The organism is Acidovorax sp. Root267 (assembly GCF_001429215.1).
In the GTDB taxonomy this organism is placed as follows: Bacteria; Pseudomonadota; Gammaproteobacteria; order Burkholderiales; family Burkholderiaceae_C; genus Acidovorax; species Acidovorax radicis.
On the sequence record NZ_LMJC01000034.1, the window covers coordinates 126,684 to 148,488 of the forward strand.

Consider the following 21,805-nt stretch of genomic DNA (forward strand, 5'->3'; position numbering starts at 1 on the left):
ACTCCCGGGTCGGTATGTGCAGACAGACTCCAGCGCCACCAGATTAGTTCAGCCCCTGGGCGGATGCAAGCGCGTCATCCCTTGCCGTCTGCCCCGGCCACCGGCGGCACACCCCCTGCCGCCGTAGCCATGCCCTGCAGCCACTGCGCAAACGCCGCCAGCACGGGCGGCTGCGCTTGCGCGGGGCTGATAAGGTAGTAGGCGCGCTCGCCCCGCAGCGGGCGGTTGCAGGCGACCACCAGCTCGCCGCTGGCCAGTTCGGCCTCGATCAACAAAGGCGGCATCAGCGCCACGCCCATGCCGTGCGTGGCCGCCACGGCCAGCATGGAAAACAGCTCGTAGCGCGGGCCATCGAGCGCGTGGGGTGCCTGGACCTCCATCGCGTCGAACCACTGCCGCCAGCCATAGGGGCGCGTGCTTTGCTGGAGCAGGGGCAGGTCGGCCAACGCCTCGGCGGCCACGGGCTGGTGGGCGCGGCCGCGTCCACGTGGCGCGGCGGATTCGAGCAGGCGCGGGCTGCACACGGGCACCACGTCTTCGTGCATCAGCAGCAGGGCCTGCACGCCGGGCCAGTTGGCCACCTGCTCGGGCGTGCCCGCGTACAGCGCGGCATCGAAGGTGGTGTCGGCAAACAAGAAAGGGCGTGTCTGCGTGTCGATGTGCACCACGATGTCGGGGTGCTGCTGCGCCAGCTGCGGCAGGCGCGGGATGAGCCAGCGGGTGGCAAAGGTGGGCACTGCCGCCAGGGTGATCGTGCCGCCCTCGCCCTGGTGCGCCATCACATCGAGCGTGTCACGCTCCAGCCCCTGCAGCCAGCGTGCCACCTGGCGGCCGTAATGCGCGCCGGCGGGCGTCAGCACCACGCCGTGGCGCGTGCGGCGAAAGAGCTGCACGCCCAGGAATTCCTCCAGCGCCTGGATCTGGCGCGAGACAGCGCTCTGCGTCAGTGACAGCTCTTGCGCGGCGCGGGTGTAGCTTTCGTGGCGGGCGGCGACTTCAAAGCATGCCAAGGCCTGGGTCGATGGGATGTTGCGGCGCATGATGAAGAGGAACTTGAAGCAAGGGTAGCTACGCCTTGGCGTATACGGCAACAGTATTCCATACATTCCATAAACGCATGTCTGAATGAAAAGAACTCGCTTGCGGGGTGCTACGCCAAAGCCTACGATGCATCCCAGTCGATTCGTTTTCGCCTCTTTTCCTTCTTGTTTGACCTGGAGACACACATATGGCCCACGCCGCTTTTCAATGGGATGACCCTTTCCTCCTGAGCCAGCAACTGACCGACGACGAGCGCGCCATCCAGGCCGCCGCCGCCGCCTACTGCCAGGACAAGCTGGCGCCCCGCGTGCTGGACGCCTTCCGCCACGAAAAGATGGACGTGAGCATCTTCCGCGAGATGGGCGAAGTGGGCCTCTTGGGCCCCACCATTCCCGAGCAATACGGCGGCCCCGGCCTGTCGTACGTGGCCTACGGCCTGATCGCCCGCGAAGTCGAGCGTGTGGATTCGGGCTACCGCTCCATGGCCAGCGTGCAGTCGTCGCTGGTGATGGTGCCCATCCATGAGTTCGGCACCGAAGCGCAAAAGCAGAAGTACCTGCCCAAGCTCGCCAGCGGCGAGTGGATTGGCTGCTTCGGCCTGACCGAGCCCGACCACGGCTCCGACCCCGGCAGCATGGCCACGCGCGCCTACAAGGTCGATGGCGGCTACAAGCTCAAGGGCAGCAAGATGTGGATCACCAACAGCCCCGTGGCCGATGTGTTCGTGGTCTGGGCCAAGGAAGTCTCCGAAGGCGGCGCCGTGGGCCCCATTCGCGGCTTTGTGCTGGAGAAGGGCATGAAGGGCCTGACGGCCCCTGCCATCCACGGCAAGGTGGGCCTGCGCGCCTCCATCACCGGCGAGATCGTGATGGACGATGTGTTCGTGCCCGAAGAAAACGCCTTCCCCGAAGTGCAGGGCCTCAAGGGGCCCTTCACCTGCCTGAACAGCGCGCGCTACGGCATCGCCTGGGGCGCCCTGGGTGCGGCCGAGTTCTGCTGGCACACCGCCCGCCAATACACGCTGGACCGCAAGCAGTTTGGCCGCCCCCTGGCCGCCAACCAGCTCATCCAGAAGAAGCTGGCCGACATGCAGACCGAAATCGCCATCGGCCTGCAGGCCTGCCTGCAGTTCGGCCGCATGAAGGACGCGGGCACGGCCAGCGTGGAAGGCACGTCCATCATCAAGCGCAACAGCTGCGGCAAGGCCCTGGACATCGCCCGCCTGGCGCGCGACATGATGGGCGGCAATGGCATCAGCGACGAGTTCGGCGTGGCACGCCACCTGGTGAACCTGGAGGTGGTGAACACCTACGAAGGCACGCACGATGTGCATGCGCTGATCCTCGGCCGCGCGCAGACGGGCATTGCGGCGTTCGCCAACTGAGCGCCCGCATCACTCCCCTCTCCCCTCGCGGGAGAGGGGCCGGGGGAGAGGGGGTTGCGGCGTGTGCGTTGTGCCGGTGCTCTCCCCCTCTCCCCAACCCTCTCCCGCGAGGGGAGAGGGAGTTAAAACGGGGCTTTCATAAGCACATTTCAAGTGTTTTAGGCATCTAGCGCTTGATAGAAAAGCGCTACCAGCTATCAATTTCATAGTATTCAGCCCCATGACCACATCCCCCTCCTCCCCAGGCGCCCTCGCTGGCATCAAGGTCCTCGACCTCTCCCGCGTGCTCGCCGGCCCCTGGTGCACCCAGATCCTGGCCGACCTGGGCGCGGATGTCGTGAAGGTGGAGCGCCCCGGCGCAGGCGACGACACGCGCCACTGGGGGCCACCCTTCTTGAAGGACGCGGAGGGCAACGACACCACGCAGGCCAGCTATTTCACGGCCTGCAACCGCAACAAGCGCTCGGTGACCATCGACATGGCCACGGCGGAGGGGCAACAGCTCATCCGCCAGATGGCCCAGCAAGCCGACATCCTGGTGGAGAACTTCAAGGTGGGCGGCCTTCAGCAATACGGGCTGGACCACGAGAGCCTGCGCGCGCTCAACCCGCGCCTCATCTACTGCTCCGTCACCGGCTTCGGGCAAGACGGCCCCTATGCCGAACGCGCTGGTTATGACCTGATGATCCAGGCCATGACCGGGATGATGAGCATCACCGGCCGCGCCGATGGCGAGCCCGGCGGCGGCCCGCTGCGCGTGGGCGTGGCGCTGACCGACCTGTTCACCGGCGTGTACGCCAGCACCGCCATCGTGGCCGCGCTGAACGTGCGCGACAACGCTACCAGCGGCACCGGCCTGGGCCAGCACATCGACATGTCGCTGCTCGACGTGGGCATGGCCATCCTGGCCAACCAGGCCGCCGGCTTTTTGGCCACGGGCACCGCGCCCACACGCCAGGGCAACAGCCACCCCAGCCTGGCGCCGTACCAGGACTTCCCCACGCAGGACGGCGCCATGCTGCTGGCCATCGGCAACGACGGGCAGTTCCAGCGCTTTTGCGCCGCAGCCGAACAGCCCCAGTGGGCCACCGATGCGCGCTATGCCACCAACACGCTGCGCGTCAAACACCGCACCGACCTGATCCCTGCCATGGAAGCCGTGACGCGCACACGCACCACGGCCGACTGGATCACGCTGCTGGAAGACAAGGCCGTGCCCTGCGGCCCGATCAACACCATCGCCCAGGCGTTTGACGATGCACAGGTGAAGGCGCGCGGCCTGGCCGTGGCACTGCCGCGCTGGGCGGAGGGGGACACCGCCCAGGACGGCGTGCAGCAGATCACCGGCGTGGCCAGCCCGCTGCGCCTGTCGGCCAACCCGCCCGTGCTGCGCAACGCCCCCCCCGCGCTGGGCCAGCACACCGACGAGGTGCTGGGCGAGCTGGGGCTGGATGCAGCGCGCATTGCGGCGCTGCGGGCCAACGGGGTTTTGTAGCCACCGGGCCAACACGGGCCAGGCCCACGGAGAATCCACCCACGCTGTGCACCAACAGCGGAACGGCCTTGCCCAACTCGGCAAGGCCGTTTTGTTTTTCAGTTCAGCATCAAATTGGCCACCAACGCTTATCCATAAAGCGGTAGTAGCTATCAAATTGATACTAACCGCATGGATGCACCGCACCGCCACGCGCTCGGCCATGGGTGAAAATTCATGTACAAAAATTTACATCCCTCTCCATAATGGCAGCGGGAATCTCTCCGGCACGACACACCGCGCGCGCCGGTTGACCGAGACGGGGGGCGCAGCCGAACCACTGCCACCAAGCATGGCAGGGCAAGGCCAGGGCCCACCGGGACTTGCCCGCGACTGCGGTGATTTGTGGACCCAACAGGAGTTCCCCATGAAGCTCAGCCTCAAGCTCCCCCTGGCCTTTACCGTGTCGCTGCTTTTGCTGTTTGCAGCGGCGCTGTTTGGCATCAGCCGCCTGAACCAGGCGCTCGACACCTACCAGACCACCGTGGCCCAAAGCTTTGAGCATGAGCGATTGGCATCCAGCATGCTCAACGACTTCAAGGTGCAGGTGCAGGAGTGGAAAAACGTGCTGCTGCGCGGCAAGGACCCGGCCCAGCTCACCCGCTATTGGGCTGCGTTTGAAAAGCAGGAAAAGTCCATCAAGGACCATGCGCAGAAGCTGACAGCCGCCCTGCCCCCGGGTGAAGGCCGCGAGCGTGTGGTGCAGTTTGCCAAGGCCCATGAAAACATGGGCGCGGCCTACCGCAAGGGGTTTGAAGCCTTCAAGGCCGCCGACCACGACCCGCAGGTGGGCGACAAGGCCGTGGCGGGCATGGACCGCGAGCCCTCGCAGCTGATCGACCAGGCTGGGGATCTGATCGCCAAGGCCAGCAGCGAAGTGGCGGCAAGCGCAGCAGCCACCGCACAGCGCGCCACCACCATCAGCCTGGTGGTGATGCTGGTGGTGTGCGCGCTGGGCATTGCCGGGGCCATTGCCTTCAGCCGCACGGTGGTGAACCCGCTGGACAACGCGGTGCGTGTGTCGCAGGCCGTGGCCGGGGGCGACCTGACGGTGGCGCGGCATGTGGCGGGCAAGGACGAGATTGCCCTGCTGCTCAACGCCCTGCACGACATGCAGATCAGCCTGTCGCGCGTGGTGAGCAACGTGCGCAACAACGCCCACAGCGTGGCCGCCGCCAGCACCGAAATCGCGCTGGGCAACAACGACCTCTCGGCCCGCACCGAGCAGCAGGCCAGCGCGCTGGAGGAAACCTCGGCATCAATGGAAGAGCTCAGTTCCACCGTGCAGGCCAACGCCGAAAACGCGCGCCAGGCCAACCAGCTGGCGGTGAGCGCGTCCACCGTGGCCGTCCAGGGCGGCGATGTGGTGGCCGAGGTGGTGACCACCATGAAGGGCATCAACGACAGCAGCAAAAAGATCGCCGACATCATCAGCGTGATCGACGGCATCGCCTTCCAGACCAACATCCTGGCGCTGAACGCCGCCGTCGAAGCCGCGCGGGCGGGTGAACAAGGGCGCGGCTTTGCCGTGGTGGCCAGCGAGGTGCGCAGCCTGGCCCAACGCAGCGCCGATGCGGCCAAGGAGATCAAGACGCTGATACACGCCAGTGTGGAGCGTGTGGAACTGGGCACCGCGCTGGTGGACAAGGCCGGAGCCACCATGACCGAAGTGGTCGCCTCGATCCGCCGCGTGACGGACATCGTCGGCGAGATCAGCGCCGCCAGCAGCGAGCAGAGTGCAGGCGTGGCCCAAGTGGGCGAGGCGGTGATGCAGATGGACCAGGCCACCCAGCAGAATGCGGCCCTGGTGGAAGAAAGCGCTGCGGCCGCCGACAGCCTGAAGGGGCAGGCGCAGCAGCTGGTGGACGCGGTGTCGGTGTTCCGCCTGTCAACCGGCGAGCACGCAGCGGCGGGAGTGCACGTGCCCCGCCTGGCTGCCGCCTGACAGGCTGGCCAAGGGCTGGTGCGCCCTGTGGCGCCGGGGCACCGATACGGCTATCGGCGCCTGCGGGCGACCGGTACGACTTCGCTGCGCGCAGGGCCCCATGCATGGGCCAACGCAGAGAAGAAAATCCGATAAAAAGGCCTCTAACGCTTTCCTATCATGCGCTATAAGCTATGTTTTTTATAGCAACCAAGCCTATTCAGGTTCCACTGCTCGCTGCAAGGCCTGCAGCGCCTCGATCAATGCCGGCGCCACCAGCGGGTGCGTGGCCATCTCGTTTTCTGCCAGGTGTGCGCCCAGCAACGGAAGGCTCAGGCACGCAGGCTCGACGATGTGCGCAGACATCGTCCGCAGTGTTTCGCGCAGCGCATCGTCGGCGTGGTGCGCGCGGGGCGAGGCATTGAACACCGCCACCGGCTTGTTCACAAAGGCCTCCTGGCTCACCAGCCAGTCAAGCGCATTCTTGATCACCCCCGTCACGCCGTGGGCGTATTCGGGGCTCGCGATCAGCAGCGCATGGGCCCACGCCACATCGGCCTGCAGACGCAGCGCGGCGGGTGGCGGTTGTGCCTCCAGGTCGGGGTTGAAAAGCGGCAGCTCACCCACCGCCGCGCACCACGCGACCTCCATGCCAGGTGGAGCAACACGTGCCGCCGTGCGCAGCAACGCAGCGTTGATGGAGGCAGCGCGCAGGCTGCCGCACAGGGCCAGAATTTTCATGGAGCCATTCTGGCCCAGCCGCACGCCCAAGCCGGTGGCGGCAACCGGTTGCGCGCCGCTCAATCCCCGTGCGCGGGCTCCAGCGCCTTGAACTGGGCCATGGTGTCCAGGCAGGCGCGCGCCACTTCTGCGCCCTTCTTCACAAAGTGCTCGCGGAAGAACTTGAGGTGGTCTTCGTGCTCATGAAAATCGCGCGGCGTGAGAACGGCGGACATCACGGGCACGTCGGTGTCGAGCTGCACGCGCATCAAACCGTCGATGACGGCGGTGGTCACAAACTCGTGGCGGTAGATGCCGCCGTTGACAATGAGCGCGCAGGCCACGATGGCGTCGTAGCGCCCGCTTTGCGCCAGCCGCTTGGCCAGCAGCGGGATCTCGAACGCGCCGGGCACCTCGAACTGGTCGATCTGCCCCGCAGGCAGCCCGCTGCGCGCGAACTCGGCCACGGCGGCATCACGGGCCTGGTCAACGATGTCCCGATGCCAGCTGGCGCAGATGACCGCAACCCGTTCGCTGCGGTGCGCAATCGCTGTGCGGCCGCTTTGGTCGGCGTTGGCAGCAGCGGCATGGTGGGAATGGAAGGACTGATTCATGGATTTTCTCGAACAAAGAAAAGGGTTACCAGAATCAGGGCGCGCGCGAACAGAGCTCCTTGCATGGCAAGGCAGCTGCCCACACGCATGCGGCCCAGCGAACAGCCCCTGGCCCTGCAGGCACACGCCCGACCTCACGATCAGACAGCCCCGCACAGCCCGGCACCGCGCACCCGACACGCACACAGGCAACCACCCCGGCGGGAGGCCCATGGCTTCGCGATCTCTTTCATCCGGACTGTGACCGTCGGCTCTGGCATCGCACCAGATCTGCTGACCCTGCGGGGCTTAAGAACCTGATCAATGTCTTTTTGGAGATCGCGTTGGAGTGCAATCGGGATGAGTGGAAGCCTCGGATGCGCCGCATGGGCTCATGCCCATGCAAGCAACCAAGGCTTCCAATCGCCCGATTTCACCCCAACCCTTCGGGCAAGAGCCTTTTCGGGCGGTCTGCGGTGTTGCGGCGCTTGTGGATAGCTGGGCTATCCACTGCGCCCCGCGCCTAGCATCCCATCCCGAAAAGGTTCTTGCGCGACTCCAAAAAGACATTGATCAGGTTCCAACTGCCCTGCAGGCGCTCGCGGGCTGCTGCAGGCTTTTTCAGCCCGCAGATACCGCCGGTGGGGAATTTCGCCCCGCCCTGAGAACGCAATCGGCCCCGGAAACACTCCGGGGCCAACGAGCGAATTCTAGGGGCTTACCCTGTGGTCACCGGTCACCCATGCGATTGGCAACACCGGCAGTGCCGTTTTTGCAGCCACCCAGGGTTCATTCAGCGCGGCTTTTCGAACCCGCCCTGGGCCCAGGCCGTGGCACTGTGGGTGGTGAGCTTGAACGTGGGGGGCACGGGCACACGTGCCAGCTCCTCCCCCAGGTCGTCCATGGCACTCAGCGTGGCGGTGGCGCCTTCTTCGTCCGGCACGATGGCGAGGGCCACGCGCAGGCGCTGGCCGTCGGCCGTGGTGATGCTCACGTTCTTGTTGAGCTGCGCGTGCAGCTGCTGCTCGTGGCGGCGCAGCACCTCGCTGGCGGTTTTGACCAGCGTGTTGAAGGCCGACACATCCAGGGGCTTCGGGTTCTTCTTGTCACGCCCCATGGTCCACGGGCCCACCAGCGCAGGCTCGGACTCGCCATGCAGCGTCATGGACACGGCCCAGCCATCGTCATCCTCGTTCTTGATGACCCGCGCCATCCAGCGCTCGTCGCTCCACAAGCGGGGTTCCTGGATGGGGGTGGGGGTGTCGTCGGCAGAGTCGGTCATGGGGCAACAGGCAGGTTCGGTCAAAGGGCGCAGAGCATAACGGCGTGGTGAGGAAGGACGGGGATGCAAACCGTCCCAACGGGATGGACAAGCCCCAAAAAGCCGTCGTTTTCGATAACTTTTGGTTATTGCCAAAGTGAGACGACCATCGGCCATCACGGCTCGTCAAAGCCAGCGCCCGCCGTCTCGCGCAGCACATCGATGAAGGCCTGCGCGGCGGGTGTCGGCGGCTCCCCCAGCCGCGTGATGAGGCCATAGCTGGGCATGCGGTCTGGCAGGTCCACGGGGATGCGTGACAGCAGTCCTTTGTTCACGTATTTCTCAACCAGGGCGGCGGGCTGCAGCGACATCATGTTGGTGGTGTTCATCAGCTCCAGCGCAAACAAAAAGGACGGCGTCTCCACCACCCCCGCCGTGAGCGCCAGGCCTGCGCCGCCAAACAGGTCGTCCGACACCTTGCGCACGGCGGTAGAGGCGGGGTACAGAATCCACGGCCAGTGGGCCAGCTCGGTCAGGGCCAGGTCCGCCCCTCCGCGCAGGGGGTGGTGCAGTCCGCCCACCACGGCCAGCGGCTCGGCCGACAGGCGCTCGTAATGGAACTGGCTGCGCTGGGCCTCGTCGGTAAGGCGCCCGATCATCAGGTCGATCTTGCGCTCGGCCAGCCATTGGATCAGCTGGTCGCTGCTTTGCTCCAGGATCTTGAGCACCAGCAAGGGCCGCAGGCGCTGGATCTCGACCACCGACGCCACCAGCAGATGGGCCGCCGAGCCCGTGATGGCGCCAATCGTCAGGTGGCCATGGCCGCCTTGTTTGAGGGCATTGAACTCGTCCACGAATTGGCGCTGGCCATCGAGCGCGGCACTGGCATAGCGCAGCGTGAAAAGCCCCAGTTCGTTGGGCCGCATGCCACGCGACAGGCGGTCGAACAAACGCGCCTCCAGGATCTCTTCAATGTCCATCAGAATCTTGGTGGCCGCAGGTTGGGTGACATGCATCTGCTCGGCCGTCAGGCGCAGGTTGCGCGTGCGCCCCAGGATGTCCAGGAACTGCAAATGCCGAAACCGCAGCCGCGCACAGGCCTGCGCCAAAGACAAGGGTTTACCCGGAAATGCGTCTGGACTCATAAGCGTTTGGAATGGATCGTAGCAAAAGATTCAGTGGACCCCGGCACGCGCGCTACCTAACCTGTGGCCTGCGTCGATGACGGTCCTGCAAAAGGACTGCAGGGCGCCGATGACCTCGGCCATCGAGACCCCAGCCATTCCAAAACGGAGACAAAAGCATGCAATTCAAAACCCTCGCCGTGGTCGCCACGGTGCTGGCCGCTCTGGCCGCCCCGGTTTCTGCACAAGTCAAGGAACACACGTTCAAGGTTGGCATCGGCCTGAGCGACGACCACCCCCAAGCGCAGGCGGTCAAGCACTTTGCCGAAAGGCTCCAGGCCAAGAGCGGCGGCAAGATGAACGCCAAGCTGTTTGCCAGCGGCTCCCTGGGCAACGACGTGAGCATGACGTCGGCCCTGCGCGGCGGCACGCTGGAGATGACGGTGCCAGATTCGTCCACGCTGATGTCGTTGATCAAGCCGTTTGGCGTGCTCAATCTGCCGCTCACCTTCAACAACGAGCAGGAAGCCGACGCGGTGCTGGATGGCCCCTTTGGCCAGAAGCTGCTGGCCATGCTGCCCGAGAAGGGACTTATCGGCCTGGGGTTCTGGGAGAACGGCTTTCGCCACGTGACCAATTCGCGCCGCCCCATCAACAAGGCTGACGATCTGGCAGGGCTCAAGCTGCGTGTCATTCAGAGCCCCTTGTTTTTGGACACCTTCAACGCCCTGGGCGCCAACGCCACACCCATGCCATTCACTGAGCTGTACACGGCCATGGAACAAGCTGCGGTGGATGGGCAGGAGAACCCACCGGCCACCATCCTGGCCAGCAAGTTCTACGAAGTGCAAAAGCACCTGGTGTTGTCGCGCCACATGTACAGCGCCTGGGTGCTGCTGATATCCAAAAAGGCCTGGGATGGCTTGTCAGCCGAGGAGCAGAAGATCGTGCAGGAAGCCGCGCGCGAAGCCACGTTGTTTGAGCGCAAGACCATCCGCGCTTTCAGCGAAACCGCATTGGGCGAGCTGAAGAAGGCGGGCATGCAGATCACCGAGCTGCCTGCTGCCGAACAGGCCAAGCTGCGCACCAAGCTGCAGCCGGTGCTGACAAAGTACGGCAAGGAATTTGGCGAAGCAACCACCAGCGAACTGATGGGCGAACTGGCCAAGGCGCGCGGCGGCAAGTAAGCAAAGCCCGGCCCCGTCGGCGCGCCGCCAAATGCTGCGCGCTGGCAGCGGCGGTTTTCCCTTCCTTCACAGCGTTCTTCTGACAACCCCATGCAAAAGACACCCCGACGCCCCTTTCGCTCCCGCGACTGGTTTGCCGACCCCGCGCGCTCGGACATGACCGCGCTGTATCTGGAACGGTTCATGAACTACGGGCTCACGCCCGAAGAGTTGCGCTCGGGCCGACCCATCATTGGCATCGCGCAGACGGGCAGCGACCTGTCACCCTGCAACCGCATTCATCTGGACCTGGCGCGCCGCGTGCGCGATGGCATCCGCGATGCGGGGGGCATTCCGATGGAGTTTCCGGTCCATCCCATCTTCGAGAACTGCCGCCGCCCCACGGCGGCGCTGGACCGCAATCTGGCCTACCTGGGCCTGGTCGAGATCCTGTACGGCTACCCCATCGACGCGGTGGTGCTGACCACGGGCTGCGACAAGACCACACCGGCTGGCATCATGGCCGCGTCCACCGTGGACATCCCGGCCATCGTGCTCTCGGGCGGGCCCATGCTGGACGGGTGGCACGACGGCGAACTGGTGGGTTCGGGCACCGTGATCTGGCGCAGCCGTCGCCAGCTGGCAGCGGGCGAGATTGACGAAGAAGAGTTTCTGCAGCGCGCCTGCAGTAGCGCACCCTCGGCGGGCCACTGCAACACCATGGGCACTGCCTCGACCATGAACGCCGTGGCCGAGGCGCTGGGCCTGTCGCTGCCTGGCTGCGCCGCCATTCCTGCGCCCTACCGCGAGCGTGGCCAGATGGCCTACGAGACCGGGCGCCGCATTGTCGAGATGGCGTATGAAGACCTGCGCCCTTCGCGCATCCTGACGCGCGAGAGTTTTTTGAATGCGCTGTCGGTGGTCAGCGTGGCCGGGGGTTCCAGCAACGCGCAAGTGCACATCATGGCCATGGCACGCCATGCGGGCGTAGTGCTGGAGGCCAAGGACTGGACCGAACATGCCTACGACCTGCCCCTGCTGCTGAACATGCAGCCTGCAGGCAAGTTCCTGGGCGAACGGTTCTTCCGCGCGGGGGGCGTACCCTCCCTGATGTGGGAGCTGCAGCAGGCGGGCCGCCTGCACAGCGATTGCGCCAGCGTGACGGGCAAGACCATCGGCGACAACCTGCAAGGCCGCGAAACGCGCGACCGCGAGGTGATCCGCCCCTTCAGCGCGCCACTGATGGAGAAGGCGGGCTTCCTGGTACTCAGCGGCAACCTGTTTGACTTCGGCATCATGAAGACCTCGGTGATCTCCGAAGCGTTCCGCACAAGCTACCTCAGCCGCCCCGGGCACGAAGGCATCTTTGAAGCCCGTGCCGTGGTGTTTGAAGGCGCTGACGACTACCACGCACGCATCAACGACCCGGCGCTGAACATCGACGAGGGCTGCATTTTGGTGATGCGCGGTGCGGGGCCCATCGGCTGGCCGGGCTCTGCGGAGGTGGTCAACATGCAGCCGCCCGACGCGCTGATCCGGCGTGGCATCAACACACTGCCCACCCTGGGCGACGGGCGCCAGTCGGGCACGGCAGACAGCCCCTCCATCCTCAACGCGTCGCCCGAAAGCGCGGTGGGCGGGGGGTTGAGCTGGCTGCTGAGCGGCGACACGATCCGCATCGACCTGAACACCGGGCGTTGCGACGCGCTGGTAGCGGCGGATGAGATCGAACGCCGCCAACGCGAGCTGCCCGCGCCGCCCGTGCCTGCCAGCCAGTCACCGTGGGAAGCGCTGTACCGCGAAAAGACAGGCCAGCTGGTCGATGGCGCCACGCTGGACTTTGCGCTGACCTTTCGGCGCATCTCCGAAAAAACCCCGCGCCACAACCACTGAAGCTGGCGACAACGCCTGCCGCACCGCACAAATTGTGCGGGCCGCGCAATGAACCTTTGAAGGATTTCAAATGAACAACATGACAGCGGCCCACGCGGCCGGTGCGGACACGCACGCCCAGGTTTTGCCAGACGACGGCCTGCAGGGCACGCTGGTGGGCCGCGTGTGGACCCACGGCGCAATCCCCGGCCCGGCCGTGGTGGCGCTGCGGCCCGAAGGCGTTTTTGACCTGAGCGACAGCTACCCGACCATGAGCACACTGCTCGATACGGAGTTGCCCGCACAGGCTGCGCACAACACGCCCGGGCGGCGCATTTGCGGTGTCGATGAACTGATCCAGAACAGCCTGCCGGGCCAACGCCAGCCCACGTTGCCCTGGCTGCTCGCCCCTTGCGACCTGCAGGTGGTCAAGGCGGCAGGCGTCACGTTTGCAGCCAGCCTGATTGAACGCGTGATCGAAGAACAAGCGCGGGGCGACGCGACCCGCGCGCAGGGGCTGCGCAGCCAGGTGATCGGGCTGATCGGCGAGAACCTGGCCGACATGCGCCCCGGATCGCCCGAAGCCATGGCCCTGAAGGCGCTGCTGCAGGAAAAAGGGCTGTGGTCCCAGTACCTGGAAGTGGGCATTGGCCCCGACGCCGAGGTGTTCACCAAGGCGCCGGTGCTGGCGTCCGTGGGCTGCGGCGATGACATCGGCATCCGCGCCGATTCGGCCTGGAACAACCCCGAGCCCGAGGTGGTGCTGGCGATCAACAGCCGGGGCGACATCGTCGGCGCCACATTGGGCAACGACGTGAACCTGCGCGACATCGAGGGCCGCAGCGCACTGCTGCTGGGCAAGGCCAAGGACAACAACGCATCGTGTGCGCTGGGCCCCTTCATCCGCCTGTTCGACGCTGGCTTCGGCATGGACCAGGTGCGCAACGAAACCGTGCACCTGCGGGTGGCGGGGGTGGACGGCTTTGAGCTGCGCGGCATCAACACCATGGCCAGCATCAGCCGCGACCCGACGGACCTGGTGGCGCAAACGCTGGCCGCACACCAGTACCCCGACGGGTTCATGCTGTTCCTGGGCACGCTGTTTGCGCCCATTGAAGACCGCGACCAGCCGGGCAGCGGCTTCACCCACAAGCTCGGTGATGTGGTCACCATCCAGAGCGCCTGGCTGGGCGGCCTGCACAACCGCGTGACCCACAGCGAAACCGCCGCGCCCTGGCAATTTGGTTTGCGCGCCTTCATCAGCAACCTGGCGCAGCGCGGCCTGCTGCGCGCAGCGCTTTAGCCCGCACAGGCCGTCGTTGACCCGCAGCGCCGCGTGCGCCGGGCCCACAGCTCGACTCCCCTCACCAAAAATCAAATGGCCTTGCCATGACGGAGACACAACCATGCTGAACGCCTTTATCGACCGGTGCTGCCGGTGGATCAATCTGCTGATCGCCTTGGCCCTCGCGGTGATGGTGCTGCTGGTGTTTGGCAACGTGGTGCTGCGCTACGTTTTCAACTCCGGCATTTCCGTCAGCGAGGAGCTCTCGCGGTGGCTTTTTGTATGGATCACCTTCCTGGGGGCCATCGTGGCGGTCAAGGAGCACGGCCACCTGGGCACCGACATTCTGCTGACCCGGTTGCCCCCCATCGGCAAGCGCATCTGCCTGGCGACCAGTTATGGGCTGATGCTGTTTTGCACCTGGCTGCTGTTCAGCGGCGCCCTTGCACAGGCCCGCATCAATTGGGATGTGGAGGCACCCGTCACCGGCGCATCGGTGGCCATCTTCTATGCATCCGGGGTGGTGTTTGCGGTGGCGTCGGGGCTGTTGCTGTTGATGCACCTGTGGCGCCTGTTGTCTGGCCAGGTGCCGGACGACCAGCTGGTGCAGGTCACGGAATCCGAAGAGGTGGCAGCCATCCCGCACCTGCATCTGGACCGCACCAGCGGCCCGAAGTGAATCGCCCCGGAGCAACATCCCATGACCATTTTCATCTTCCTCGGCTCCCTGCTGGCCGCCATGGCCATTGGTGTGCCCATTGCCTACGCGCTGCTGGTGTCTGGCGCAGCGCTCATGTGGCACCTGGACCTGTTTGACGCCCAGATCCTGGCGCAGAACGTCATCAACGGCGCAGACTCGTTTCCGCTGCTGGCGGTGCCGTTTTTCATGCTGGCGGGCGAGATCATGAACGTGGGCGGCCTGTCCCAGCGCATCGTGAAGCTGGCCCTGACGCTGGTGGGGCACAAGCGCGGCGGGCTGGGTTTTGTCGCCATCCTGGCGGCGTGCATGCTGGCCGCACTGTCCGGATCTGCCGTGGCTGACACTGCGGCTCTGGCCGCCCTGCTGCTGCCGATGATGGTGAAGGCAGGGCACGACAAGGCCCGTGCCGGAGGGCTGATTGCGTCGGCGGGCATCATCGCGCCCGTCATCCCGCCGTCCATCGGGTTTGTGGTGTTTGGCGTGGCCGCCAATGTGTCGATCAGCAAGCTCTTTCTGGCCGGCATCGTGCCGGGGCTGCTGATGGGCGTGGCCATCGCCATCGCGTGGTACTGGGTGTCACAGCGCGAAAACATCACCCCACCCCCCAAGGCGACTACCGCAGACAAACTGCAGGCCCTCAAGGAATCCACCTGGGCGCTGTTTCTGCCGGTCATCGTGATCGTGGGCCTGAAGATGGGCGTGTTCACTCCCACCGAGGCGGCAGCCGTGGCAGCGGTGTATGCGCTGCTCGTGGCCACGCTGGTCTACCGTGAGCTGCACTGGCGCCAGCTCACCGCCGTGTTCGTGAGCGCCGCCAAAACAACGGCCGTGATCATGTTCCTGGTGGCTGCGGCCATGGTCAGCGCCTGGCTGATCACCGTGGCCGACATCCCCCGCCAGCTCGTGGATCTGCTGCGCCCCTTCATGGACAACCCCACGCTGCTGATGATCGCCATCATGCTGCTGGTGATGGCCGTGGGCACCGCCATGGACATGACCCCCACCATCCTGATCATGGCTCCCATGCTGATGCCAGTGGTCAAAGCCGCAGGCATCGACCCGGTGTACTTCGGTGTGCTGTTCATCATGAACAACGCCATCGGCCTGATCACGCCGCCGGTCGGCACGGTGCTGAACGTGGTGGCGGGGGTGGGCAAGATGCGCATGGACGAGGTCACCCGGGGGGTGCTCCCCTTCATGGGCGCGCAGTTCGCCATGATGTTCCTGATGGTGCTGTTCCCATCCATCGTGCTGGTGCCGATGCGGTGGTTTTTGGGATGACGGCTCTTCGCAAACAGTCCAGCGGAATCGCTGCGGGAGATTAATCGCGGACTATTTCACGCCGGGGCACTTGGCGACGCAAATGGCACGGCCATTTCTCGGGAAGATGGGCCGTCCCCACTTCGGCCAGCGCTTCCCCTGACGTCTGAACGGGACCACCACAAAACTTGATTCCGGAGGGGCGCTTGATCTCAACACAGAAACGGCCATTTGCTCTCAACACCCGCCAGCAGGTCCTGGTGGGCTGGGCCCTGCTACCGGCGTTGGCGGTCTGGCAGCTCAACGGCTTTTACCTGCCCGTCGTGGGGCGCGGAGGGGCACTGCTCTTTTGGGCCGTTGACGGGGTTCAGTGGATAGTGCTTCCTGCTGTCATGCTTGGACTGCTGGCCCACAGCGCAGCGCTACGCCCCCAACACTACGGACTCGCACTACCAGAAAAGAACCTTTGGCCCCTTGCAGGACAGGGCCTGATGGTGTTTGTCACCGCAGGGCTGGTTTTTCTGGTGGCGCGGAACCTGTCATGGCGGGTGCTAGGCCCGTCACCCGGTAGCTTTCAGCTGGCGCAGTTTTTCCCTCAGGGCCTGGCAGGTGCGGCAGTGCGAATCTACGCAGCGGTCAGCGCCGGGCTGGTGGAGAGCATCTTTTTCATCGGGCTGCCATGGCTCTGGTATTCGAGTGCAAGCCAACGCCCTTCGGAACTACAGTTCACAATCGCCGTATCGGCCATCTTTGCGCTGGCGCATTGGGAACACGGTAGACACGGCGTGATTGCGGCCTTCTTTGCGCATGGTGTGATGTGCCGATGGTTCCTGCGCTGGAAAACCCTGTGGCCCGTGGTGCTGGGCCACACGCTGATCGACTTGGCGGTCTTTGCCTGAAGAGACAAACAAAGGGACAGCACCCGCCGGTTGCTGCCCATGGATCTCGATGGCGTTTCAGCTCGCCACCGTGAACCGCTTCTGCACATGGCGGGGCGTTTCCAGTTCGTCGGCAATGGCCACGGCCAGGTCGGCCACGCTGATGCTGCCAGGCTGGTCGCCATTCATCAGCGGTGCCTCATCACCCAGTCGGTACTGGCCGGTGCGTTCACCGGGCTGCAGCAGGATGGGGGGCGACAGGAAAGTCCAGTCCAGCGTGTTTTCGGTACGAATCCAGTTCAGCGTTTCGCGGGCGGCCAGGGCGCCCTGCTTCCATTCGGCGGGGAACTGGGGCGTGTCCACCAATTGCAGGCCGGGCGCCACAAACAGGCTGCCGGCGCCGCCCACTATGAGGAAGCGGCGCACGCCAGCCGCCTTGGTGCCGTCGATGATGGCGCGGGTGCCCTTCAGGAATTCGTCGTGGATGTTGGGGTTCTCCCAGCCTGGGTTGTAGGCGCTCACCACGGCATCGTGGCCCGCAGCGGCCTTGGCGACCTGGGCGGTGTCTTGCGCGTCGGCCGCCACCACCGTCAGGCCTTCGCGCGCGGCGAGCTTGGCGGGGCTGCGGGCCAGTACGGTCACGCGGTGGCCGCGTTGCAGCAGTTCATTCAGCACGGCAGAGCCGACAAAGCCAGAGGCGCCAATCAGGGCGATGTTCATACGGTGTCCTTGGTTTCAAAGTTGCGATGCAGTGAGAATAGGAGCTTGTCAAAGCGGGCGGTAGATGGCTAAAACTGCCTTCTCTTTGAAGCTCAACTTCACAATCACGTTTTTTCACCCATGGAAGACCTCAAACGCATGGCGGTATTTGCCGCCGTGGTGCAGCACGGCTCGATGAGCGGTGCAGCCCGCGCTTTGGGCATGAGCACCTCGGCCGTGAGCCAGCAGGTGCGCAAGCTCGAAAGCGAGGGCGGCGTCACCCTGCTGCACCGCTCCACGCGCAAGCTGGCACTTACCGAGGCGGGCCAGCGCTACCACGCCCGCTGTGCGGCCATGTGTGCCGCAGCCGACCAGGCACGCGCAGAACTGGCAGCGTCACGCGATGCGCCCAGCGGCGAGCTGCGCCTGTCGGCCACGGTGGGCTTTGCCCGGCACATCGCGCCGGCGCTGGGGGAGCTGCTGGCGGCCCACCCGGCGCTGCGCCTGCGGCTGCTGGTGGACGACTCCACCATCGACCTCATCAATGCGCGCATCGACCTGGCCGTGCGCTATGGACGTCTGGCCGATTCCACCTGGGCGGCGCGGCGCCTGGGTGGCATGCAGTGGTTTCTGTGCGCGTCGCCCGGCTGGGTGGCTGCCCACGGCATGCCGCAGCACCCGGACGCGCTGCTGTCGCACAGCTGGCTGGGCTTTGCGCGCGAGAACGGCGGCCTGCTGATCGATCTGCGCAGCCCCACGGGCGATCCCCGGGCCTTGCGGGTGGAGCCCCGCATTGCCAGCAACAACCAGCTTTCGATCCAGCAGATGTGCGAGGCCGGGCTGGGCCTGGCCCTGGTGGGCAGCATGGATTCGCACGATGCGCTGCAGGCCGGGCGGCTGGTGCGGCTGCTGCCCGACTGGTCGTTTGGCACGCTGGACATCTGGGCGGTGACACCCCAGCGCGATACCCAGCCCGCCAAGGTGCGCCAGGCCATCGCGGCGCTGCACCGCTATCTGGGCCAGGTGCCTGGCGTCACGGAATGAGATGGGAGCAGCCCCGAAGCAGCTGCCTTCGGCGCTTTCTCCCGCAGCAAGACTGCATTCACTTTTTATCCATCATTTTTTTATCGTTTCAGCCCACAAATTCCATCGTTGTGCGGGCCGCGCGTGCTGCCTACAGTCGCCTCCCAGAACCTGCTTCTGAGCCTTTAACCCCCCGACTGGAGAGCGCACATGACGACCAACCCCACCACAAACTTCCCCATCGACCGCGTGCTGGCCGCCTTTGAAAAAGGCGATGTGCCCACGCTGCTGGGCAGCGTTGCCGATGACATGGATTTCCGCATCGACCACTACCGCGATGACGCAGACACCAGCTGGCAAGTCGCCCGCAACAAGGCCGACCTGCTGGCCGTGGTGCAGCGCCTGGGCACCGAGATTTTTCCGCGTGGCACAAAAATCGTGCATACCCACAGCCAGCCCCTGGGCAACGACTGGGTGATCACACAACTCCACCAGCGTTTCTTTTATGCGGTACAACAGCGCGAAGTGGAATCGCTGACCTGGATCGTGAGCCATTCCCAAAACGGCCAGCTCGACTACTTCCGCGAAACCGTCACCACCATCACCCCGACCTGACTGCTGCCTCGGCCCCTGAAACCTGCATGCTGTTTGACCTGCGCGCCCTCGGCTACTTTGTGGCGGCCTACGAAGAACGTTCCGTGACCACGGCGGCGCGCCGCTGCTTTGTGGCACAGCCGTCGATCAGCATGGCCATCAAGGGGCTGGAGGATGCGCTCGACACCGTGCTGTTCGAGCGCAGCCGCCAGGGCCTGGCGCCCACCCCCGCCGCCCACCGGCTGTACCCGCGCGCCTGCAGCCTGCTGGCGCAATCCAGCGCCATGGTGCGCGACTTTCGCGACGCGCCACGCGAAACGCTGGGCGTGTTCCTGCAGGACGATTTGATGGTGGGTCCGGCCGCGCCGCTGTTTGCGCAGATTGCCGACCTCCTGCCCAACACGCTGGTCCGGCTCACTGCCAGTGCGCAAGAGGCGCGGCTGCGCCTGGTGGCGGAGCATTGCAAGCCGCCTGGCGACACCTTCGTGTCTTTGTGGCGCGAGCCCTATGTGATGCTCTTGCCCGAACAGCATCCATTGCGTTTCAAGAAAAAATTCGGCATGGCTGACCTGCAGGGTGTGCCGCTTCTCGAGTGGCCCTACTGCCCGCTGCACCAGTCGTTCATCCGCCTGCTGGCCGAGCGCGGCATTGCCCTGGAGGTGCAGGCCAGCGCCGCGCGCGAAGAGCTTCTGCTGCACATGGTGGACAGCGGCCTGGGCGTGGCGGTGGTGCCTCAGTCTCATGCGGCGCATGCACGCCGCTCGGTCACGCGGCCGCTGGATGGGCCTCTGGCGTTCTCGCGCCACCTGGGTCTGGCGTGCGATGCATCGGATGCGCCCATGCTTGCACTGCTGGGCCGCCTGGCCGACAGCTTGAAGGCATCCGCGATCCCCCAGAGCAGCGTTGCCTGAGCCCACCCTGTGCTTGCGGGAAGCGGGCGGGTTGTTGCGCACGGTCCTTTCAGCTGGTCCATGCAGTAAAAAGGGGGCACCTCCATCCTGCGCAGCGCGCCACTGACCACCATGGTTCTCGAAATCGCCCACCTCACCATTCGCCCCGGCCAGAACGCCGCCTTCGAGCAGGCCTTTGCCCAGGCGCAACGGATCATTGCCTCCATGCCCGGCTATCTGTCGCACGAGCTGGGCCTCTGCCTGGAACGCCCGCAGGACTACGTGCTGCTGGTGCGCTGGGCCACGCTCGAAGACCACGAGATCGGTTTTCGCCAGTCGGCGCAATACCAGGAATGGAAAAAGCTGCTGCACCACTTCTACGACCCGTTCCCCTCGGTGGTGCACTTTGAGCCAGTGGCCCTGCCACCCGTGGCCTGAACCGCCCCCCGCGCCACCCGACCTGTGACGGCGCTGCCACGCCACGATGCTGCGGTGCACTATTCGGGTATTGCCTGAACATTTAGCCCACTGCGCATGCCGTTCTGATCCTAGAATTTGTAAACGCGCGTATCTTCTTCTTTTCTGCGCGAAGGACCCATCATGAAAGCAGTGCAGCAGGACATCGACGAGCGGACCAACCTCACCAGCACCAACAAGTTCGAGCTGCTGCTGTTTCGCCTGGGCACCGACAGTGCGCTGGGCAAGTCCGAGCTGTTTGGCATCAACGTGTTCAAGATCCGCGAGATCGTGGCCATGCCCAGCATCACGCCGATTGCGGGCACGACGCAGTACTCGCTGGGCGTGGTCAACCTGCGCGGCCAGGTGATCCCGGTGCTGGACCTGCCCGCCATCGTGGGCTGCAAGCCCCAGACCGGCCTGAACATCATGCTGGTGACCGAGTACGCGCGCACCACGCAGGCGTTTGCGGTGGAATCGGTGGAAGACATCGTGCGCCTGGACTGGAAGCAGGTGCTCTCGGCCGAAACCAGCGGCGCCGCTGGCAAGCTGGTCACCAGCATTGCCCGCCTGGACGGCAATACCGACGAATCCCGCCTGGCCCAGGTGCTGGACGTGGAAGCCATCCTGCAGATGGTGTCGCCCTCGGACGGTCATGAAGTCACCGAAGAAAAAGTCGGAGCCAAGCTGGTGCTCAAGCCGGGCACCATCATCCTGGCGGCAGACGACTCGTTTGTGGCGCGCTCGCTCATCGAGCAAGAACTCAAAGTGCTCAAGGCCCCCTATGAAATGGTGAAATCGGGCAAGGAAGCCTGGGACCGCCTCAATGCCATTGCCAAGAGCGCCGAGGCCGAAGGCAAGAGTGTGCTGGACCGTGTCGCCATGGTGCTGACCGACCTGGAAATGCCAGAGATGGACGGGTTTACCCTGACACGTAACATCAAGCAGGACTCGCGCTTTCATGGACTGCCCGTGGTCATCCACTCTTCGCTGTCGGGCTCGGCCAATGAAGACCATGTGCGCAGCGTCGGGGCCGACGGTTACGTTGCCAAGTTTGTGGCCGAAGATCTGGCAGAGACCATCCGCCGGGTGTTGCCCAAGTAAAGACCATTGAGGAAGCTCGCCTGAATTGGGTGCCGCGTCTGGCCGCGGTGAGAAATTGAATAGAAATTGGCCGCTATCGCTTTGCGCATAACAATCGATAGCTATCATTTTTGATACTTCTCACCCGTGCCTCCCGCACCAGCGGGCTGGACAATAGGCGCCGTCCTACCCTGCGCATCGGCATGCAGGTCAACCAAACCGCAGGCCCACGCGCTACATTGGGAGCGGCTTTAATGCGCAAGCCTTCGAAACTTGTAACACCCCGCCGGGGTGCTTTTCGGGGGCTTTACGAGCAGG

General features: G+C 65.0%; 20 protein-coding genes. 14 read left to right on the forward strand and 6 right to left on the reverse strand.

Annotation, left to right across the window (positions count from 1 at the left end):
• Window positions 1-74: 74 nt before the first annotated feature.
• Window positions 75-1,040 carry a LysR family transcriptional regulator gene (locus ASE39_RS25125; protein ID WP_057272913.1) on the reverse strand — a complete coding sequence of 322 codons (966 nt, stop codon included), beginning with the start codon at window positions 1,038-1,040 and terminating at the stop codon, window positions 75-77.
• A 188-nt stretch (window positions 1,041-1,228) separates the two neighbouring features.
• On the opposite strand from ASE39_RS25125, the gene ASE39_RS25130 reads away from it, so the two are divergent.
• The 3 genes from ASE39_RS25130 to ASE39_RS25140 all read left to right on the forward strand — a co-directional run bounded on the left by ASE39_RS25130 (window position 1,229) and on the right by ASE39_RS25140 (window position 5,904).
• Window positions 1,229-2,425, forward strand: a complete 1,197-nt coding sequence (locus ASE39_RS25130) for an acyl-CoA dehydrogenase (RefSeq protein ID WP_057225402.1) — start codon at window positions 1,229-1,231, stop codon at window positions 2,423-2,425.
• Window positions 2,426-2,645: 220 nt separating this feature from the next.
• Complete coding sequence (locus tag ASE39_RS25135; RefSeq protein WP_057225400.1) at window positions 2,646-3,920, forward strand: CaiB/BaiF CoA-transferase family protein; 1,275 nt, start codon at window positions 2,646-2,648, stop codon at window positions 3,918-3,920.
• Between the two features lie 406 nt (window positions 3,921-4,326).
• Window positions 4,327-5,904, forward strand: a complete 1,578-nt coding sequence (locus tag ASE39_RS25140; protein ID WP_057272914.1) for a methyl-accepting chemotaxis protein — start codon at window positions 4,327-4,329, stop codon at window positions 5,902-5,904.
• Between the two features lie 195 nt (window positions 5,905-6,099).
• On the opposite strand, the gene ASE39_RS25145 is transcribed toward ASE39_RS25140, so the two are convergent.
• The 4 genes from ASE39_RS25145 to ASE39_RS25160 form a co-directional block, all read right to left on the reverse strand.
• Entirely contained in the window at window positions 6,100-6,624 is a 525-nt protein-coding gene (locus ASE39_RS25145) for an NADPH-dependent FMN reductase (protein WP_057272969.1), read from the reverse strand.
• 59 nt (window positions 6,625-6,683) lie between these two features.
• Window positions 6,684-7,217: a 6,7-dimethyl-8-ribityllumazine synthase gene (locus tag ASE39_RS25150; RefSeq protein ID WP_010459295.1), complete on the reverse strand. Its 534-nt coding sequence runs from the start codon at window positions 7,215-7,217 to the stop codon at window positions 6,684-6,686.
• Between the two features lie 772 nt (window positions 7,218-7,989).
• Window positions 7,990-8,478, reverse strand: coding sequence for a hypothetical protein (locus ASE39_RS25155; RefSeq protein WP_057225396.1), 489 nt, complete (start codon window positions 8,476-8,478; stop codon window positions 7,990-7,992).
• Between the two features lie 155 nt (window positions 8,479-8,633).
• Entirely contained in the window at window positions 8,634-9,602 is a 969-nt protein-coding gene (locus ASE39_RS25160) for a LysR family transcriptional regulator (RefSeq protein WP_057272915.1), read from the reverse strand.
• Window positions 9,603-9,760: 158 nt separating this feature from the next.
• Between ASE39_RS25160 and ASE39_RS25165 the strand changes: the two genes are divergently transcribed.
• The 6 genes from ASE39_RS25165 to ASE39_RS26825 all read left to right on the forward strand — a co-directional run bounded on the left by ASE39_RS25165 (window position 9,761) and on the right by ASE39_RS26825 (window position 16,763).
• Window positions 9,761-10,768 carry a TRAP transporter substrate-binding protein gene (locus ASE39_RS25165; RefSeq protein ID WP_057272916.1) on the forward strand — a complete coding sequence of 336 codons (1,008 nt, stop codon included), beginning with the start codon at window positions 9,761-9,763 and terminating at the stop codon, window positions 10,766-10,768.
• 90 nt (window positions 10,769-10,858) lie between these two features.
• The gene (locus ASE39_RS25170) at window positions 10,859-12,640 is read left to right on the forward strand and encodes an IlvD/Edd family dehydratase (protein ID WP_057272917.1); all 1,782 of its coding nucleotides are present in this window, start codon (window positions 10,859-10,861) and stop codon (window positions 12,638-12,640) included.
• A 70-nt stretch (window positions 12,641-12,710) separates the two neighbouring features.
• Window positions 12,711-13,922: a fumarylacetoacetate hydrolase family protein gene (locus tag ASE39_RS25175; RefSeq protein ID WP_057272918.1), complete on the forward strand. Its 1,212-nt coding sequence runs from the start codon at window positions 12,711-12,713 to the stop codon at window positions 13,920-13,922.
• A 103-nt stretch (window positions 13,923-14,025) separates the two neighbouring features.
• A complete protein-coding gene (locus ASE39_RS25180) occupies window positions 14,026-14,583 on the forward strand; it encodes a TRAP transporter small permease (RefSeq protein WP_057272919.1) in 558 nt (185 codons plus the stop codon).
• Window positions 14,584-14,604: 21 nt separating this feature from the next.
• On the forward strand, window positions 14,605-15,885 hold the full coding sequence (locus ASE39_RS25185; RefSeq protein ID WP_057272920.1) for a TRAP transporter large permease subunit: 1,281 nt from the start codon (window positions 14,605-14,607) through the stop codon (window positions 15,883-15,885).
• A 470-nt stretch (window positions 15,886-16,355) separates the two neighbouring features.
• Window positions 16,356-16,763: a CPBP family intramembrane glutamic endopeptidase gene (locus ASE39_RS26825; protein ID WP_057272921.1), complete on the forward strand. Its 408-nt coding sequence runs from the start codon at window positions 16,356-16,358 to the stop codon at window positions 16,761-16,763.
• A gap of 57 nt (window positions 16,764-16,820) precedes the next feature.
• Here ASE39_RS26825 and ASE39_RS25195 read toward each other — a convergent pair whose 3' ends face one another.
• Window positions 16,821-17,462, reverse strand: a complete 642-nt coding sequence (locus ASE39_RS25195) for an NAD(P)-dependent oxidoreductase (RefSeq protein WP_057272922.1) — start codon at window positions 17,460-17,462, stop codon at window positions 16,821-16,823.
• Window positions 17,463-17,582: 120 nt separating this feature from the next.
• Here ASE39_RS25195 and ASE39_RS25200 point away from each other — a divergent pair, with 120 nt between their 5' ends.
• The 5 genes from ASE39_RS25200 to ASE39_RS25220 all read left to right on the forward strand — a co-directional run bounded on the left by ASE39_RS25200 (window position 17,583) and on the right by ASE39_RS25220 (window position 21,508).
• Window positions 17,583-18,485: a LysR family transcriptional regulator gene (locus ASE39_RS25200; RefSeq protein ID WP_057272923.1), complete on the forward strand. Its 903-nt coding sequence runs from the start codon at window positions 17,583-17,585 to the stop codon at window positions 18,483-18,485.
• 189 nt (window positions 18,486-18,674) lie between these two features.
• A complete protein-coding gene (locus tag ASE39_RS25205; protein ID WP_057272924.1) occupies window positions 18,675-19,079 on the forward strand; it encodes a hypothetical protein in 405 nt (134 codons plus the stop codon).
• Window positions 19,080-19,105: 26 nt separating this feature from the next.
• Window positions 19,106-19,969, forward strand: a complete 864-nt coding sequence (locus ASE39_RS25210) for a LysR family transcriptional regulator (protein ID WP_010459273.1) — start codon at window positions 19,106-19,108, stop codon at window positions 19,967-19,969.
• Between the two features lie 111 nt (window positions 19,970-20,080).
• Window positions 20,081-20,386, forward strand: coding sequence for an antibiotic biosynthesis monooxygenase (locus ASE39_RS25215; RefSeq protein ID WP_057272925.1), 306 nt, complete (start codon window positions 20,081-20,083; stop codon window positions 20,384-20,386).
• 162 nt (window positions 20,387-20,548) lie between these two features.
• Window positions 20,549-21,508, forward strand: coding sequence for a chemotaxis protein (locus tag ASE39_RS25220; protein ID WP_010459269.1), 960 nt, complete (start codon window positions 20,549-20,551; stop codon window positions 21,506-21,508).
• Window positions 21,509-21,805: the final 297 nt, after the last annotated feature.